Raw genomic sequence first — 14,239 nt, forward strand, 5'->3', positions numbered from 1 at the left:
CAAAACTGCAACCGCGATCATATCCTCGACATTTAATTCGCTTTTTCCCTTTTTCTCTTTCCGGTTCGTTCGGCAGACCTGCTATCTTTCACCATTAAGGCAGTATCGCAACGTTTTATTAACATATTTAACGTCGTAGTTTTTACCCGACGACAATGTGGCATAAGACCTGCAAGAGCAGCCTGCAACACAACACACAACATAAACCATAATAAAATCACGGTTCTTGAGGGTAAATGTATGAAGAAGACGGTTCTGGCTCTGTCTTTGCTCGTGGGCTTGAGTGCAGCAGCAGGCAGCTATGCAGCGCTTCCACAGACAGTTCGTATCGGTACAGACGCAACCTACGCGCCATTCTCATCCAAGGATGCGAAAGGCGATTTCGTAGGGTTTGATATCGATCTGGGAAATGAGATGTGCAAACGCATGGAAGTGAAATGCACATGGGTGGGCAGTGACTTTGACGCGCTGATCCCGTCGCTGAAAGCCAAGAAAATTGATGCCATTATCTCTTCTCTCTCCATCACGGAAAAACGTCAGCAGGAGATCGCCTTCTCTGAGAAGCTCTACGCTGCCGATTCACGTCTGATTGCCGCGAAAGGTTCCCCCATCCAGCCGACCATCGACTCGCTGAAAGGCAAGCATGTTGGTGTGCTTCAGGGCTCGACTCAGGAAGGTTACGCGAATGCCAACTGGCGCGAGAAGGGCGTCGATGTGGTTGCCTACCAGAATCAGGATTTGATCTATTCTGACCTGGCGGCAGGCCGTCTGGATGCCGCGTTCCAGGATGAAGTCGCCGCGAGCGAAGGCTTCCTGAAACAACCTGCGGGTAAAGAGTACGCCTTTGCTGGCCCGTCGGTAAAAGACAAAAAGTACTTTGGCGACGGCACCGGTATTGGCCTGCGTAAGGATGATACCGAGCTGAAAGCCGCCTTCGACAAAGCGTTTAATGAGCTGCGTAAAGACGGTACCTACGACAAACTGGCGAAGAAATACTTCGATTTTAACGTCTACGGTGATTAATGGCTGAATGATATGCACCGAATTGGTGCATATCAGGCGGAAATGTTCCAGTATGGTGCAGCACATGCACCATACTGGATCGTTGTGTGCATAGTTAAGCATTTAAAATGCAAAAATTCCCGTTCAGAGGCATTAATCTTTGCCTGAATGAGGGGATTAATGGCACATTAACACTACCCCGTCGTCGTAAAAATCTCGTATTAAGACAGTTTGTTGAGGACAGATATGAAAAAACTGGTGTTGTCACTTTCTCTGGTACTGGCCTTTTCCAGCGCCACCGCGGCATTCGCAGCCATTCCGCAAAAAATTCGTATTGGAACTGACCCAACCTATGCACCTTTCGAATCGAAGAATGCGAAGGGGGAACTGGTCGGTTTTGACATTGATCTGGCTAACGAGCTGTGCAAACGCATTAAAGCGCAATGTACCTACGTTGAAAACCCGCTGGATGCGCTGATCCCGTCTCTGAAAGCGAAAAAAATCGACGTGATCATGTCCTCCCTGTCCATCACAGAAAAACGCCAGCAGGAGATTGCCTTTACGGACAAACTCTACGCGGCAGATTCCCGTCTGGTGGTAGCGAAATCCTCTGACATTCAGCCAACCCTTGAATCTCTGAAAGGCAAACGCGTGGGCGTGTTGCAGGGGACTACGCAGGAAACCTACGGCAACGAGCACTGGGCACCTAAAGGGATTGAAATTGTCTCTTACCAGGGCCAGGAAAACATCTACGCAGACCTTACGGCAGGCCGTATTGACGCGGCATTCCAGGATGAAGTGGCGGCAAGCGAAGGCTTCCTGAAACAGCCTGTGGGTAAAGATTACAAATTCGGCGGTCCATCCATTAAGGATGAAAAACTCTTTGGCGTCGGCACCGGTATGGGCCTGCGTAAAGAAGACAATGAACTGCGTGAAGCCCTGAACAAAGCGTTCGCCGAAATGCGCGCGGACGGCACCTACGACAAGCTGGCGAAAAAGTACTTCGATTTTAATGTTTACGGCGGCTAATCGCCCCGTCTGATAACGTGCGGCCCCTCCCGTTTCGGGAGGGGAAAAGACACGGTTCCACCACTCACGAGACGACAGGGCACGCGGTATGCTGTACGGATTTTCTGGCGTTATTTTACAGGGCGCGCTTGTCACCCTTGAGCTGGCTATCAGCTCCGTGGTGCTGGCGGTGCTGATAGGCCTGGCGGGCGCGGGGGCAAAATTATCCGCCAACAGACCGCTGGCGCTGATATTTGAAGGCTATACCACGCTGATTCGCGGCGTTCCTGACCTGGTGCTGATGCTGCTGATCTTTTACGGTCTGCAAATCGCACTTAATGGCGTGACGGATGCCATCGGCATGGATCAGATCGATATCGACCCCATGGTGGCCGGTATTATTACCCTTGGCTTTATCTACGGCGCCTACTTTACAGAGACCTTCCGCGGCGCTTACATGGCCGTGCCAAAGGGGCACATTGAAGCGGCGACCGCCTACGGTTTTACCTCTTCACAAACGTTTCGCCGGATCATGTTCCCGGCCATGATGCGCTACGCGCTGCCGGGTATCGGTAACAACTGGCAGGTTATTCTCAAGGCAACGGCGCTGGTCTCTCTGCTGGGGCTGGAAGATGTGGTGAAGGCCACCCAACTGGCAGGTAAAAGCACCTGGGAACCGTTCTATTTTGCGGTGGTCTGCGGTGTGATCTATCTGGTCTTTACGACCGTCTCCAATGGTGTGCTGCTTCTGCTCGAACGTCGCTACTCCGTGGGTGTGAAGAGGGCTGACCTGTGATTGAGATTATTCAGGAGTACTGGAAATCCCTGCTGTGGACGGATGGCTACCGCTTCACCGGCGTGGCGATCACGCTGTGGCTGCTGATTTCCTCGGTGGTAATGGGCGGCATTCTGGCGGTGTTTCTCGCCATCGGTCGCGTGTCGAACAACAAATTTATCCAGTTCCCGATCTGGCTGTTCACCTACGTGTTTCGCGGTACGCCGCTGTATGTGCAGCTGCTGGTGTTCTATTCGGGGATGTACACGCTGGAGATCGTGAAAGGCACCGAGATGCTGAACGCGTTCTTCCGCAGCGGTCTGAACTGTACGGTGCTGGCGCTGACCCTCAATACCTGCGCCTACACCACTGAGATCTTCGCCGGGGCCATTCGTTCCGTGCCGCACGGTGAGATTGAGGCGGCGCGCGCGTACGGCTTCTCCTCCGTGAAGCTTTACCGCTGTATTATTCTGCCTTCAGCGCTGCGTATTGCACTGCCGGCGTACAGCAATGAAGTGATTTTAATGCTGCATTCCACGGCGCTGGCGTTTACCGCCACGGTACCGGATCTGTTAAAGATTGCCCGCGATATTAACTCTGCCACCTACCAGCCGTTTACGGCGTTTGGCATTGCGGCAGTGCTCTATTTGATCATTTCTTACGTTCTGATCAGCCTGTTCCGTAAGGCTGAAAAACGCTGGTTGCAGCATATAAAACCGTCGACGCACTGAGAATTTATGATGGCTGAGAACAAATTAAACGTAATTGATTTGCACAAGCGCTACGGCGAACATGAAGTGCTGAAAGGGGTGTCGCTGGAGGCTAACGCGGGCGACGTGATCAGTATTATCGGCTCATCAGGTTCGGGTAAAAGTACCTTCCTGCGCTGCATCAACTTCCTCGAAAAGCCGAGCGAAGGGTCGATTGTGGTGAGCGGACAGAACATTAACATGGTCCGTGATAAAGACGGTCAGCTTAAAGTGGCGGATAAAAACCAGCTGCGCCTCCTGCGCACACGCCTGACGATGGTGTTCCAGCACTTCAACCTCTGGAGCCACATGACGGTGCTGGAGAACGTGATGGAAGCGCCCATTCAGGTGCTCGGCTTAAGCAAGCAGGAAGCCCGTGAGCGTGCGGTGAAATATCTGGCGAAAGTGGGTATCGACGAGCGTCAGCAGATCAAATATCCGGTACACCTGTCAGGGGGTCAACAGCAGCGTGTTTCCATCGCCCGTGCGCTGGCGATGGAGCCGGAAGTGTTGCTGTTTGATGAACCGACCTCCGCGCTGGATCCTGAACTCGTTGGCGAAGTGCTGCGCATCATGCAGAAGCTGGCCGAAGAGGGCAAAACGATGGTCGTGGTGACGCACGAGATGGGCTTCGCCCGTAACGTTTCTAACCACGTTATCTTCCTGCATCAGGGCAAGATTGAGGAGCAGGGGCACCCGGATGAGGTGCTGGCGAACCCGCAAAGCCCGCGTTTGCAGCAGTTCCTGAAGGGCTCGTTGAAGTAGGTTTTGCCTTCCCCCCTCTCCCTGTGGGAGAGGGCCGGGGTGAGGGCATCACACCGCACCACACTCCAGCCGATACCCCCAGTCGTCATACCGCACGCCGTTAATCTCATACGCCTTTTCCAGTACCTGCGTACGTACAAAACCGGCTTTCTCCAGTACCCGCACCGACCCGCTGTTATCCGCCAGCACCCAGGCGTTAATCGCCTTTACGCCCGCCTGGTTAAAGGCGTAATCACACACCGCACGCAGCGCCTCGCTGGCAATGCCTTTGCCCTGCGCGGCAGGTACAACCGTGTAGCCAATATCCGCCTCTTCACGGTTTGCCGGGCTGATTTGCAGGCCGATATCGCCCAGCGGCGTATTGTCATCCCGAAAGCGGATCACGAAGACGTGCTCGGCCATCAGGCGTGCGGCAAATACGCGGCGCGTCTCTTTTTCCGGTGTGATTGCGGCCATGTAGCGCATGATGGTGGGGTCTTCACGCAGAGAGCGGAAGAATGCCCAGTCAGAAGGTTCGAAAGGGGTGAGATGGAGCCGGGGAGTGGTGATGGTTGCCATAGTTACGCCATATCATCCAGAGATGGCGTATAACTGTAACATATTCACTGCACCACATCCCCCAGCGCCTCTTCTAAGTCATACCAGCGGAACGTAAACCCGGCCGCTTCCAGCCGTTTTGGCAGCGCGCGCTGCCCGCCCAGCACCAGCACGGAAGACTCGCCCATCAGCAGCCGGATCGCTGTTGCAGGCACGCGCAGCACCGCCGGGCGATGCAGGGCATGACCCAGGGCGTGGGCAAACTGTTCATTACGTACCGGATAGGGAGATACCATGTTAAACGGCCCGCGCAGGTCGTTATCCAGCAGCCAGAGAATGCCGTTGACCATATCGTCGATATGGATCCACGCCAGATACTGACGGCCGTTGCCGATAGGCCCGCCAAGCCCCATTTTAAACGGCGGCAGCATTTTACCGAGAATACCGCCTTTTGGCGCAAGCACCACGCCGGTGCGCAGCAGGCAGACGCGGGTACGATTGCTCTGCGCCGCGCAGGCGATGCGTTCCCACTGGGCGCAAAGTTTATGGGTAAATTCGTTGTGCGGCGGCTCCTCTTCGGTCACCACCACTTCACCGAGATCGCCATAGTAGCCTGTAGCAGAGCCGGAAATCAGCACCGAGGGCGGCGTCTCGCTGTTACGAATCAGCTCCACAAGCTTTTCGGTCATGTTCCAGCGGCTGTTGCATAAACGCTGTTTTTGCTCTTCAGTCCAGCGTTTATCGGCGATAGGTTCACCTGCGAGGTTGATGACGGCGTCAAAACCGTTCAGATCCTGCCGTTCCGCCAGGCCTTTCCAGATCTCAACCCCAGCGCCCAGCACCTGACGGGCTTTCTCCGGGCTGCGCGTGACCACGGTAATATCGTGATGCAACGCCTGCAAGCGTGGAATGAGATGGCGACCAATCAGGCCCGTACCGCCGGTGAGCAGGATCTTCATACAACCTCCAGGTTTACGCCTGGCGCTGCCAGCTTAACGTCATCGAGACGGAGTCGGCGTAACGCAGGGCGTGAAGTTTATCGATCTCCACTTCAGCATAAGTGACCCAGTGGTGTTCGCGTGCGATGTCGAGCACATCCTGAGTTAATTTTTCCAGTAGCGCAAAACGGTTATTCTCAACGTACTGGATGATGCTTTTGGTGATCGTGCGATAGTTCAGCGCGTCATTGATGTCCTCGCTGGCGCGCGCCTTGTCTGCCGGGTAGTGGATCACCACATTCACCACGATGTCCTGGCGATTAGCGATCTCCTCCTCTTTGATACCAATGAACGTGCGTAAGCGTAAATTTTTTATACGAATAACAGCGTCATGCTGGGACATTGCAGGTCTTCTCCGTGTCAGTATTTTCGCCTCATCATACATGAGGAGAACACCTGCACCCAACGGGGCGCAGGCTCAAATCTGATGGATTTTTTGCATGGCGCGTTCGGTGGCCGGGCGGGTCCGGATGCGCTCAAACCAGTTGTTCACCGCCGGATAGGAGGCCAGATCGATCCGGTGACGTTCATGGGTGTTGATCCACGGCCAGCAGGCAATATCTGCGATGCTGTAATGTTCGCCTCCCAGCCACGGTGATTTTTCCAGCCGACGGTTCAGAACTCCGTACAGGCGCTGGGTCTCGACCTGATACCGCTCAATGGCGTAAGGGATCGTCTGCGGCGCATAGGCGGTAAAGTGGTGGTTCTGCCCCAGCATCGGCCCGAGGCCGCTCGACTGCCAGAATAACCATTGCAGCGTGTGATGACGTTCGCGCAACTCCCCGCTCAGCAGCTTGCCGGTTTTCTCCGCCAGATAGAGCAAAATCTCTCCGGACTCAAACAGGCTTAACGGTTTGCCGCCGTCGGAGGGCAGGTTATCAATGATGGCCGGAATTTTATTGTTGGGGGATATGGCCAGAAAAACGGGGCGGAACTGGTCGCCTTTACTGATATCCACGCGAATGATCCGGTAGTCCACTTCGGCTTCTTCGAGAAAGAGGGTGATCTTATGGCCATTAGGGGTGGGGGCATAATAGAGATCTATCATTCTCAACTCCTGTCAGTGCGAATAGTGTTGCCATGAAAAATCAGTATAGGTGCTTGGTGTAAATCGTGAGTTTTCATCAAGTGACAGCGAGGCAAAGAGATTATATGTTGAGTGAAAACCGATCAGCCGATGAGGATGTCATGAGCCAGCCTGTAATAACGTTGTGGTCCGATGCGAACTTCTTTTCTCCTTATGTCATGAGCGTTTATGTGGCGCTGGCAGAAAAGGGGCTTGCTTTTAGTCTGAAAACCGTTGACCTGGACAGCGGCGAACATCTGAAGCCCCAGTGGCAGGGCTACGCGCTCACCCGCCGTGTCCCTGTACTGGAGATAGACGGTTTTGAGTTGAGTGAATCCTCGGCGATTGACGAGTACCTTGAGGACCGTTTTGCCCCGCCAGAGTGGGAACGCATCTATCCTCACGATCTGCAAAAGCGCGCTCGCGCCCGTCAGATCCAGGCATGGCTGCGTAGCGACCTGGTGCCGATTCGTACCGAACGCTCTACGGACGTGGTGTTCGCTGGCGTCAAAAAGCCCGCCCTCAGCGAAGAAGGCTTATCCAGCGCCCGGAAGCTGATTGATACCGCGTCATCGCTGCTGGCGCAGGGTAACCCCAACCTGTTTGGCGAGTGGTGTATTGCCGATACCGATCTGGCGCTGATGCTCAATCGCCTGATCCTCAACGGCGATGCCGTCCCACAGCTGCTGGTGGATTACGCCACATTCCAGTGGCAACGCGCGTCGGTACAGCGCTATCTGGCACTCTCTGCTAAGCGCGCGGGCTGATAAGACGGGGCGCTTGAGGTATGATAGGGGCAGTCTGAATTCCCGAGGAGTAACTGATGAAACTGATGTTTGCGTCGGATATTCATGGATCGCTGCCCGCGACCGAACGCGTGCTTTCTCTGTTTGCCCAAAGCGGGGCGCAATGGCTGGTGATCCTGGGCGATGTGTTAAACCACGGCCCACGTAATGCGTTGCCGGAAGGCTATGCCCCCGCGCAGGTGGCGGAAAAACTCAATCCTTTTGCCTCGCGCATCATCGCCGTTCGCGGCAACTGTGACAGCGAAGTTGACCAGATGCTGCTGCATTTTCCCCTCACCGCTCCCTGGCAACAGGTGTTGATGGAAAACAGCCGTCTGTTCCTGACCCATGGGCACCTGTTCGGCCCGGATAACCTGCCATCACTCGCCGCTGGCGATGTCCTGGTTTATGGTCATACTCATATTCCGGTGGCGGAAAAACGTGGGGCGTTTTATCACTTTAACCCCGGGTCTGTCAGCATTCCTAAAGGCGGCAACCCGGCGAGCTACGGCATGTATGAAGACGGCACATTAAGCGTTATCGCACTTAATGATCAGCAAGTTATTGCGCAGATAGCGATTAATCCGTAAGTTACACCACAACTGCAAACGCGCCGAAAGAGCGCTTAGACGAGAAGGTTTCCCGATGGTGGAGCAGAATCATTTGGCAAGTACTGAATGGGTTGACATTGTCAGCGAAGAAAATGAAGTGATCGCGCAGGCCAGCCGCGAACAAATGCGTGCGGAGCGTCTGCGTCACCGCGCGACGTACATCGTTGTTCATGACGGCATGGGCAAGATCCTGGTCCAGCGTCGCACCGACACCAAAGATTTTCTTCCTGGTATGCTGGATGCCACAGCGGGTGGCGTCGTGCAGGCCGATGAAGTACTGCTGGATTCCGCACGTCGTGAAGCGGAAGAAGAGTTAGGCATTGCTGGCGTGCCGTTTGCCGAGCACGGGCAATTTTATTTCGAAGATGAACATTGTCGCGTCTGGGGCGGGCTGTTTAGCTGCGTTTCCCACGGACCTTTCGCCTTGCAGGAAGAGGAAGTGAGCGAAGTGTGCTGGATGACGCCGGAAGAGATCACCGCGCGTTGCGACGAGTTCACGCCAGATTCCCTGAAAGCACTGGCGCTGTGGATGACCCGCAACGCCAAAAACGAATCCGCTAAACCGGAAAATAAAGCCGAAAAAGAGGAAGAGGCTGAGTAAGCCTTAACAGCTTTCCCGCAGGCACAGGCTGGACGCGATGGGTTTATGGTCGCGCCAGTCTCCATCATTCAGACGTTCCAGTAACGCTTTCCCGGCTTCAATGCCAATCTTGCGATGCGGCACCGCCATCGTCGTCAGCGGCGGCTGACAGACGCGGCTCACGTCGCTATCGCCAAAGCCCACTACCGCTAAATCGTCAGGGACTTTAATGCGCCGACGCTGGCACTCATACAGCGCGCCGCAGGCCAGCTCATCTGAAACACACACCAGCGCATCCAGCTCCGGCCATGCCAGCAGGAACTCAGGCAGCTGTGCCGCGCCCGTCGAAAAGCTTGGCGTCATGGCCGCGTTGATCACCCGGTTCGGCGACAGATGGTGGCGCAGCATCGCTTTGTACCAGCCCTGCAAATGCTGCTGGAAAATCCACTGCTCCTGGTTGGCGCACAGCAGGCCGATATTCTGGTAGCCGCGCTGAATCACCATTTCTGTGAGTTCATACATGGCGGCGACGTTATCGATCCCAATATTCATATCAATCGGGTCGGCGCGCATGGCACCCATTTCCATCACCGGAATCGAGGCATTTTTCAGCCAGTGGCGAACGGTATCGGTGTGCTCGACGCTGAGCAAAATCGCGGCGGCGATATTTGACGCCAGCAGCGTTTCGAGCAGTTTCTCTTCCTGTTCAAGCCGATGCTGAGATTCCGCCAGCATGATCTGATATCCGGCTGGCTGGAGCACCTGCTGTAGCCCGGCGAACATCTCGGAACAGCCCGCTTCAGAAAGATTGGGAACAACCATCGCAATCGTCCATGACGACGCCGATGCCAGTGCGCTGGCGGCAAGATTGGGCATGTAACCCAGCTCCTGCACCGCGGCTTCAATTTTTTCACGCAGTTTATCGGAAACCTGTTCGGGCGTGCGGAGGGCACGGGAAACAGTCATCGTGCCGACTCCGGCAAGCTGTGCGACATCCGCGAGCGTTACTTTTCCGGTACTGCGCCGTTTTCGGGTTAAAGACATACATCTTCCTGCTGACAGGACGCGATTCAGTTTCATCCTTCATTTTACGTGACTGGCAGTATACGCCTTAAATCCCTTTTTTTGCTGTGATTTCACACCATGATAGCAATTTGATAGCGCTATCACAGTTCTGCATGTTAGTCGTTGGTAGCGCTATCTTTGTGATCGCGATCGCAGTCATTGATTGATGGGTTGAATAAAGTTTGCCCATGTCTGGTCTTTAGCGGGAGTGAAAAGTGCTCAAAAAATGGATATATGATACAACCATCACCCTACAGGATAGCGTTGTAAACTGGCCCCAGGCGCTGGAACTGTGCGCGAAACCGCTGCTGGATTTGCAGGTCATTGCGCCGGAATATGTCACGGCTATCATCGAGCAGCACCATACGTTAGGTCCCTACTATGTGCTGGCTCCGGGGCTGGCCATGCCACATGCGCGGCCGGAAGAAGGGGCGAAAGGACATGGCCTGTCATTATTAAAACTGAAACAGGGCGTCTCTTTTGGTGCCGGTGAGTTTGACCCCGTCGATGTGATTGTGATGCTGGCGGCGCCGGACAAACATAGCCATATCGAAATGATATCCGCCTTAGCAGAATTATTTTCCAGCGACGAAGATATGGCTGAATTACATCGGGCGAACACGCTGGAGGAGATAAAAACCGTCATCGACCGCTTCTGATTTAATTATTTAATCCGATTCATCTCAACATTACGCGTCAGCGTGATGGGGCGTACTCTACTCAAAAAAGGGGATAACAATGAAAATCATGGCTATTTGCGGCTCCGGTCTGGGCAGCAGTTTTATGGTTGAAATGAATATTAAAAAGGTGCTCAAAAAACTGGAGATTGAGGCCGAGGTTGAACACTCCGATCTCTCCTCGGCCACGCCGGGTGCGGCGGACCTGTTTGTGATGGCGAAAGACATTGCCGCCAGCGCCAGCGTGCCGGAAAGCCAGCTGGTGGTAATCAACAATATCATCGATATCAATGAACTCGAAGCGCAGCTGCGCGCCTGGTTCGAAAGACAATAATCCTGATAAGGCGAGGTGGATATGTTTATCCTTGAAACGCTGAATTTCGTTGTTGATATTTTAAAAGTCCCTTCAGTGCTGGTCGGGTTAATTGCCCTGATTGGTCTTGTGGCGCAGAAAAAAGCCTTTTCGGATGTGGTAAAAGGCACAATTAAAACCATTCTCGGCTTTATTGTGCTGGGCGGCGGCGCAACCGTGCTGGTGGGCTCTTTAAATCCCCTGGGCGGTATGTTTGAGCACGCTTTTAATATTCAGGGCATTATTCCCAATAATGAAGCTATTGTGTCGATTGCCCTGGAAAAATATGGCGCTTCCACCGCGCTCATTATGGCCTTCGGGATGGTGGCAAATATTATTGTCGCGCGCTTTACCCGCCTGAAGTACATCTTCCTCACCGGGCACCACACCTTCTACATGGCATGCATGATTGGCGTGATCCTGACGGTCGCAGGCTTCGAGGGGGTAGGGTTGGTCTTTACCGGTTCGCTGATCCTCGGCCTGATTATGGCCTTCTTCCCGGCGATTGCGCAGCGCTATATGAAGCGTATTACCGGCAACGATGAGATCGCCTTCGGTCATTTCGGTACGCTGGGCTACGTGCTCTCCGGCTGGATTGGCAGCAAGGTCGGGAAAGGTTCGCGCTCCACCGAAGAGATGAACCTGCCGAAGAACCTTAGCTTCCTGCGCGACAGCTCTATTTCCATCTCTCTGACCATGATGATTATCTATCTGATCATGGCGGTGAGCGCCGGACGTGAGTACGTGGAGGCCACATTCAGCGGCGGCCAGAACTACCTGGTGTACGCCATCATTATGGCCATCACCTTCGCGGCAGGCGTGTTCATCATCTTGCAGGGCGTGCGCCTGATTCTGGCGGAAATTGTCCCGGCCTTTACCGGCTTCTCGGAAAAACTGGTGCCCAATGCGCGACCTGCGCTGGACTGCCCGGTGGTCTACCCGTATGCGCCAAACGCGGTGCTGATTGGTTTTCTGTTCAGCTTCCTCGGCGGGATTGTGGGCTTGTTTATCTGCGGTCAGTTTAGCTGGGTGCTGATCCTGCCGGGCGTCGTGCCGCATTTCTTCACCGGTGCGACGGCGGGCGTATTTGGTAATGCCACCGGCGGACGTCGCGGGGCGATGATTGGCGCGTTTGCCAACGGCCTGCTGATTACCTTCCTGCCGGTCCTGCTGCTGCCTGTTCTGGGCGCGATTGGCTTTGCCAATACTACCTTCTCGGACGCTGATTTTGGTGCGGTCGGGATTGTGCTGGGCAACCTGGCACGCTTCCTCTCACCGCTTGCCATCACCGGACTGGTTGTTGTGTTGTTCGCGCTGCTGGTGGCCTACAACGTCTTCGCTAAAAACAAACCTGCGAACGGTAACGCGCAGGAAAACCCCGGAGCCAAATCATGAATGAGAATGAAATAACCGAGCTGGCACGTCAGATTCGCCTTGAGACCCTGAAATCCCTGACGCAGCTGGGCTTTGGCCACTACGGCGGCAGCATGTCAGTCGTTGAAACACTGGCCGTGCTGTATGGCGCAGTGATGAAAATTGACCCGGCCGATCCAGACTGGCCAGAGCGCGACTACTTTGTGCTGTCGAAAGGCCATGCTGGCCCGGCGCTGTACAGCACGCTGGCGATTAAGGGCTACTTCCCGACTGAAGAGCTGAGCACGCTGAACCAGAACGGGACGCGTCTGCCAAGTCACCCGGATCGCCTGAAAACGCGCGGCGTGGATGCCACCACCGGTTCGCTGGGGCAGGGGATCTCCATCGCTGGCGGCATGGCGCTGTCGCACAAGCTGGCAGGAAGGCCAAACCGGGTGTTTTGCATCGTTGGCGACGGGGAACTGAACGAAGGCCAGTGCTGGGAAGCCTTCCAGTTTATCGCTCACCATCGACTGAACAACCTGACGGTATTCGTAGACTGGAACAAACAGCAGCTCGACGGCGAGCTGGACGAAATTATCAGCGCCTTCGACCTGGAAGGGAAATTCCGCGCCTTTGGCTTTGACGTGGTGACGGTGAAAGGGGACGACATCCCGGCGCTGCTGGAAGTGACTGCGCCGATCCCTGCGGCCGATGCGCGTCCGCGGGTGGTGATCCTCGACAGCATCAAAGGGCAGGGAGTGCCTTACCTGGAACAGCTCAGTAATTCGCATCACCTGCGATTAACCGAGGAGAGCAAAGCCGCGCTCAACGAGACGATTCGCCAACTGGAGGCTTCACATGATTAAGGTTGCACCGACAGGACAGAAAGATGCCGTTGAGATGCGTAAGGTCTATGCGGGTTTTGTGGCAAAGCAGATTGAGGCCGGGAGCGAGATCATTGCCCTCGAAGCGGATCTGATGAGTTCAATGGCGATGGACGGCGTAGCGCGTGATTATCCACAGCACGTCATCAACTGCGGCATTATGGAGGCCAATGTCATCGGCACCGCGGCGGGGCTGTCGCTCACCGGCCGTAAGCCGTTCGTCCATACCTTTACCGCTTTTGCCAGCCGTCGCTGTTTTGACCAGCTGTTTATGTCCCTGGACTACCAACGCAATAACGTGAAGGTGATAGCTTCTGACGCGGGCGTGACGGCCTGCCACAACGGCGGAACGCATATGTCATTTGAGGATATGGGCATCGTGCGCGGTCTGGCGCATTCAGTGGTGCTGGAGGTGACCGACGCGGTGATGTTCGAAGATGTGCTGCGTCAGCTTATCGACCTGGAAGGCTTCTACTGGGTGCGCACCATCCGCAAGCAGGCGCCGAGTGTCTATGCCCCAGGGTCAACCTTTACCATTGGCAAGGGCAACGTGCTGCGTGAGGGAACCGATATTACCCTGATTGCTAACGGCATCATGGTGGCGGAGGCGCTGGAGGCGGCGCGCCAGCTTGAACAGGAGGGGGTAAGCGCAGCGGTCATCGACATGTTTACCCTGAAGCCCATCGATCGGATGCTGGTGAAAAACTATGCCGAGAAAACCGGACGCATCGTGACCTGCGAAAACCACAGCATTCACAACGGCCTCGGGTCAGCGGTGGCGGAAGTGCTGGTGGAAAGCTGCCCTGTGCCGATGCGGCGAGTGGGTGTGAAGGAACGGTATGGCCAGGTCGGGACGCAGGACTTCTTGCAGAAGGAGTATGGCCTGACGGCACATGATATTGTGTCGGCGGCGCGGGAGCTGCTGTAATAAAAAAGGCGACCGGTTAAGTGGTCGCCTCTCTTGCCGGATGGCGCTTCGCTTATCCGGCGTACAAAACCGTAGGCCCGGTAAGCGCTAGCGCCACCGGG

The 14,239-nt window shown here is 55.0% G+C and carries 18 protein-coding genes; 13 read left to right on the plus strand and 5 right to left on the minus strand.

Annotation, left to right across the window (positions count from 1 at the left end):
- The first annotated feature begins 240 nt into the window (after positions 1 to 240).
- From argT to hisP, 5 genes are all read left to right on the plus strand, one after another.
- Entirely contained in the window at positions 241 to 1,023 is a 783-nt protein-coding gene (argT, locus tag BH712_RS17065; RefSeq protein ID WP_006811405.1) for a lysine/arginine/ornithine ABC transporter substrate-binding protein ArgT, read from the plus strand.
- A 225-nt stretch (positions 1,024 to 1,248) separates the two neighbouring features.
- Positions 1,249 to 2,031 (plus strand): histidine ABC transporter substrate-binding protein HisJ, encoded by a 783-nt coding sequence (gene hisJ, locus BH712_RS17070; protein WP_003861421.1) that lies wholly within the window; start codon positions 1,249 to 1,251, stop codon positions 2,029 to 2,031.
- 88 nt (positions 2,032 to 2,119) lie between these two features.
- Complete coding sequence (locus BH712_RS17075; RefSeq protein ID WP_006811404.1) at positions 2,120 to 2,806, plus strand: histidine ABC transporter permease HisQ; 687 nt, start codon at positions 2,120 to 2,122, stop codon at positions 2,804 to 2,806.
- Positions 2,803 to 3,516 (plus strand): ABC transporter permease, encoded by a 714-nt coding sequence (locus tag BH712_RS17080; protein ID WP_003861424.1) that lies wholly within the window; start codon positions 2,803 to 2,805, stop codon positions 3,514 to 3,516. The genes BH712_RS17075 and BH712_RS17080 overlap by 4 nt, the downstream gene beginning before the upstream one ends.
- 9 nt (positions 3,517 to 3,525) lie before the next feature.
- On the plus strand, positions 3,526 to 4,299 hold the full coding sequence (gene hisP / locus BH712_RS17085; protein WP_032673977.1) for a histidine ABC transporter ATP-binding protein HisP: 774 nt from the start codon (positions 3,526 to 3,528) through the stop codon (positions 4,297 to 4,299).
- Positions 4,300 to 4,347: 48 nt separating this feature from the next.
- Here hisP and BH712_RS17090 read toward each other — a convergent pair whose 3' ends face one another.
- The 4 genes from BH712_RS17090 to yfcG all read right to left on the minus strand — a co-directional run bounded on the left by BH712_RS17090 (position 4,348) and on the right by yfcG (position 6,882).
- Complete coding sequence (locus BH712_RS17090) at positions 4,348 to 4,857, minus strand: GNAT family N-acetyltransferase (RefSeq protein WP_006811402.1); 510 nt, start codon at positions 4,855 to 4,857, stop codon at positions 4,348 to 4,350.
- Between the two features lie 44 nt (positions 4,858 to 4,901).
- Positions 4,902 to 5,795, minus strand: coding sequence for a TIGR01777 family oxidoreductase (locus BH712_RS17095; RefSeq protein ID WP_006811401.1), 894 nt, complete (start codon positions 5,793 to 5,795; stop codon positions 4,902 to 4,904).
- Positions 5,796 to 5,808: 13 nt separating this feature from the next.
- A complete protein-coding gene (folX, locus tag BH712_RS17100; RefSeq protein WP_032673976.1) occupies positions 5,809 to 6,177 on the minus strand; it encodes a dihydroneopterin triphosphate 2'-epimerase in 369 nt (122 codons plus the stop codon).
- 75 nt (positions 6,178 to 6,252) lie between these two features.
- Positions 6,253 to 6,882 carry a GSH-dependent disulfide bond oxidoreductase gene (yfcG, locus tag BH712_RS17105; RefSeq protein ID WP_006811399.1) on the minus strand — a complete coding sequence of 210 codons (630 nt, stop codon included), beginning with the start codon at positions 6,880 to 6,882 and terminating at the stop codon, positions 6,253 to 6,255.
- A gap of 140 nt (positions 6,883 to 7,022) precedes the next feature.
- Here yfcG and yfcF point away from each other — a divergent pair, with 140 nt between their 5' ends.
- From yfcF to yfcD, 3 genes are read left to right on the plus strand one after another with little or no spacing between them, the layout of a single operon-like run.
- A complete protein-coding gene (yfcF, locus tag BH712_RS17110) occupies positions 7,023 to 7,667 on the plus strand; it encodes a glutathione transferase (protein WP_032673974.1) in 645 nt (214 codons plus the stop codon).
- Positions 7,668 to 7,723: 56 nt separating this feature from the next.
- Complete coding sequence (gene yfcE, locus BH712_RS17115; RefSeq protein ID WP_006811397.1) at positions 7,724 to 8,275, plus strand: phosphodiesterase; 552 nt, start codon at positions 7,724 to 7,726, stop codon at positions 8,273 to 8,275.
- A 55-nt stretch (positions 8,276 to 8,330) separates the two neighbouring features.
- Complete coding sequence (yfcD, locus tag BH712_RS17120) at positions 8,331 to 8,897, plus strand: NUDIX hydrolase YfcD (protein ID WP_006811396.1); 567 nt, start codon at positions 8,331 to 8,333, stop codon at positions 8,895 to 8,897.
- A gap of 3 nt (positions 8,898 to 8,900) precedes the next feature.
- On the opposite strand, the gene BH712_RS17125 is transcribed toward yfcD, so the two are convergent.
- On the minus strand, positions 8,901 to 9,920 hold the full coding sequence (locus tag BH712_RS17125) for a LacI family DNA-binding transcriptional regulator (protein ID WP_006811395.1): 1,020 nt from the start codon (positions 9,918 to 9,920) through the stop codon (positions 8,901 to 8,903).
- 236 nt (positions 9,921 to 10,156) lie between these two features.
- Here BH712_RS17125 and BH712_RS17130 point away from each other — a divergent pair, with 236 nt between their 5' ends.
- From BH712_RS17130 to BH712_RS17150, 5 genes are all read left to right on the plus strand, one after another.
- The gene (locus tag BH712_RS17130; RefSeq protein WP_006811394.1) at positions 10,157 to 10,600 is read left to right on the plus strand and encodes a PTS sugar transporter subunit IIA; all 444 of its coding nucleotides are present in this window, start codon (positions 10,157 to 10,159) and stop codon (positions 10,598 to 10,600) included.
- Between the two features lie 79 nt (positions 10,601 to 10,679).
- Positions 10,680 to 10,952 carry a PTS sugar transporter subunit IIB gene (locus BH712_RS17135; protein ID WP_003861447.1) on the plus strand — a complete coding sequence of 91 codons (273 nt, stop codon included), beginning with the start codon at positions 10,680 to 10,682 and terminating at the stop codon, positions 10,950 to 10,952.
- Between the two features lie 21 nt (positions 10,953 to 10,973).
- Positions 10,974 to 12,365 (plus strand): PTS ascorbate transporter subunit IIC, encoded by a 1,392-nt coding sequence (locus tag BH712_RS17140; RefSeq protein WP_006811393.1) that lies wholly within the window; start codon positions 10,974 to 10,976, stop codon positions 12,363 to 12,365.
- The gene (locus BH712_RS17145; RefSeq protein ID WP_006811392.1) at positions 12,362 to 13,192 is read left to right on the plus strand and encodes a transketolase; all 831 of its coding nucleotides are present in this window, start codon (positions 12,362 to 12,364) and stop codon (positions 13,190 to 13,192) included. The genes BH712_RS17140 and BH712_RS17145 overlap by 4 nt, the downstream gene beginning before the upstream one ends.
- Positions 13,185 to 14,138: a transketolase family protein gene (locus BH712_RS17150; RefSeq protein WP_006811391.1), complete on the plus strand. Its 954-nt coding sequence runs from the start codon at positions 13,185 to 13,187 to the stop codon at positions 14,136 to 14,138. Before BH712_RS17145 ends, BH712_RS17150 begins: the two co-directional genes overlap by 8 nt.
- Positions 14,139 to 14,239: the final 101 nt, after the last annotated feature.

This window comes from Enterobacter hormaechei ATCC 49162 (assembly GCF_001875655.1).
Taxonomy (GTDB): Bacteria; Pseudomonadota; Gammaproteobacteria; order Enterobacterales; family Enterobacteriaceae; genus Enterobacter; species Enterobacter hormaechei.

Excerpts from the sequence above, each read along its gene's own strand:
- hisJ (WP_003861421.1), top strand. The coding sequence starts at position 1,249 with ATGAAAAAACTGGTGTTGTCACTTTCTCTGGTACTGGCCTTTTCCAGC.
- yfcF (WP_032673974.1), top strand. The coding sequence starts at position 7,023 with ATGAGCCAGCCTGTAATAACGTTGTGGTCCGATGCGAACTTCTTTTCT.
- argT (WP_006811405.1), top strand. The coding sequence starts at position 241 with ATGAAGAAGACGGTTCTGGCTCTGTCTTTGCTCGTGGGCTTGAGTGCA.
- folX (WP_032673976.1), bottom strand. The coding sequence starts at position 6,177 with ATGTCCCAGCATGACGCTGTTATTCGTATAAAAAATTTACGCTTACGC.
- yfcG (WP_006811399.1), bottom strand. The coding sequence starts at position 6,882 with ATGATAGATCTCTATTATGCCCCCACCCCTAATGGCCATAAGATCACC.
- BH712_RS17140 (WP_006811393.1), top strand. The coding sequence starts at position 10,974 with ATGTTTATCCTTGAAACGCTGAATTTCGTTGTTGATATTTTAAAAGTC.
- BH712_RS17135 (WP_003861447.1), top strand. The coding sequence starts at position 10,680 with ATGAAAATCATGGCTATTTGCGGCTCCGGTCTGGGCAGCAGTTTTATG.
- yfcD (WP_006811396.1), top strand. The coding sequence starts at position 8,331 with ATGGTGGAGCAGAATCATTTGGCAAGTACTGAATGGGTTGACATTGTC.
- BH712_RS17125 (WP_006811395.1), bottom strand. The coding sequence starts at position 9,920 with ATGTCTTTAACCCGAAAACGGCGCAGTACCGGAAAAGTAACGCTCGCG.
- BH712_RS17095 (WP_006811401.1), bottom strand. The coding sequence starts at position 5,795 with ATGAAGATCCTGCTCACCGGCGGTACGGGCCTGATTGGTCGCCATCTC.
- BH712_RS17150 (WP_006811391.1), top strand. The coding sequence starts at position 13,185 with ATGATTAAGGTTGCACCGACAGGACAGAAAGATGCCGTTGAGATGCGT.
- BH712_RS17075 (WP_006811404.1), top strand. The coding sequence starts at position 2,120 with ATGCTGTACGGATTTTCTGGCGTTATTTTACAGGGCGCGCTTGTCACC.
- yfcE (WP_006811397.1), top strand. The coding sequence starts at position 7,724 with ATGAAACTGATGTTTGCGTCGGATATTCATGGATCGCTGCCCGCGACC.
- BH712_RS17090 (WP_006811402.1), bottom strand. The coding sequence starts at position 4,857 with ATGGCAACCATCACCACTCCCCGGCTCCATCTCACCCCTTTCGAACCT.
- BH712_RS17145 (WP_006811392.1), top strand. The coding sequence starts at position 12,362 with ATGAATGAGAATGAAATAACCGAGCTGGCACGTCAGATTCGCCTTGAG.
- hisP (WP_032673977.1), top strand. The coding sequence starts at position 3,526 with ATGGCTGAGAACAAATTAAACGTAATTGATTTGCACAAGCGCTACGGC.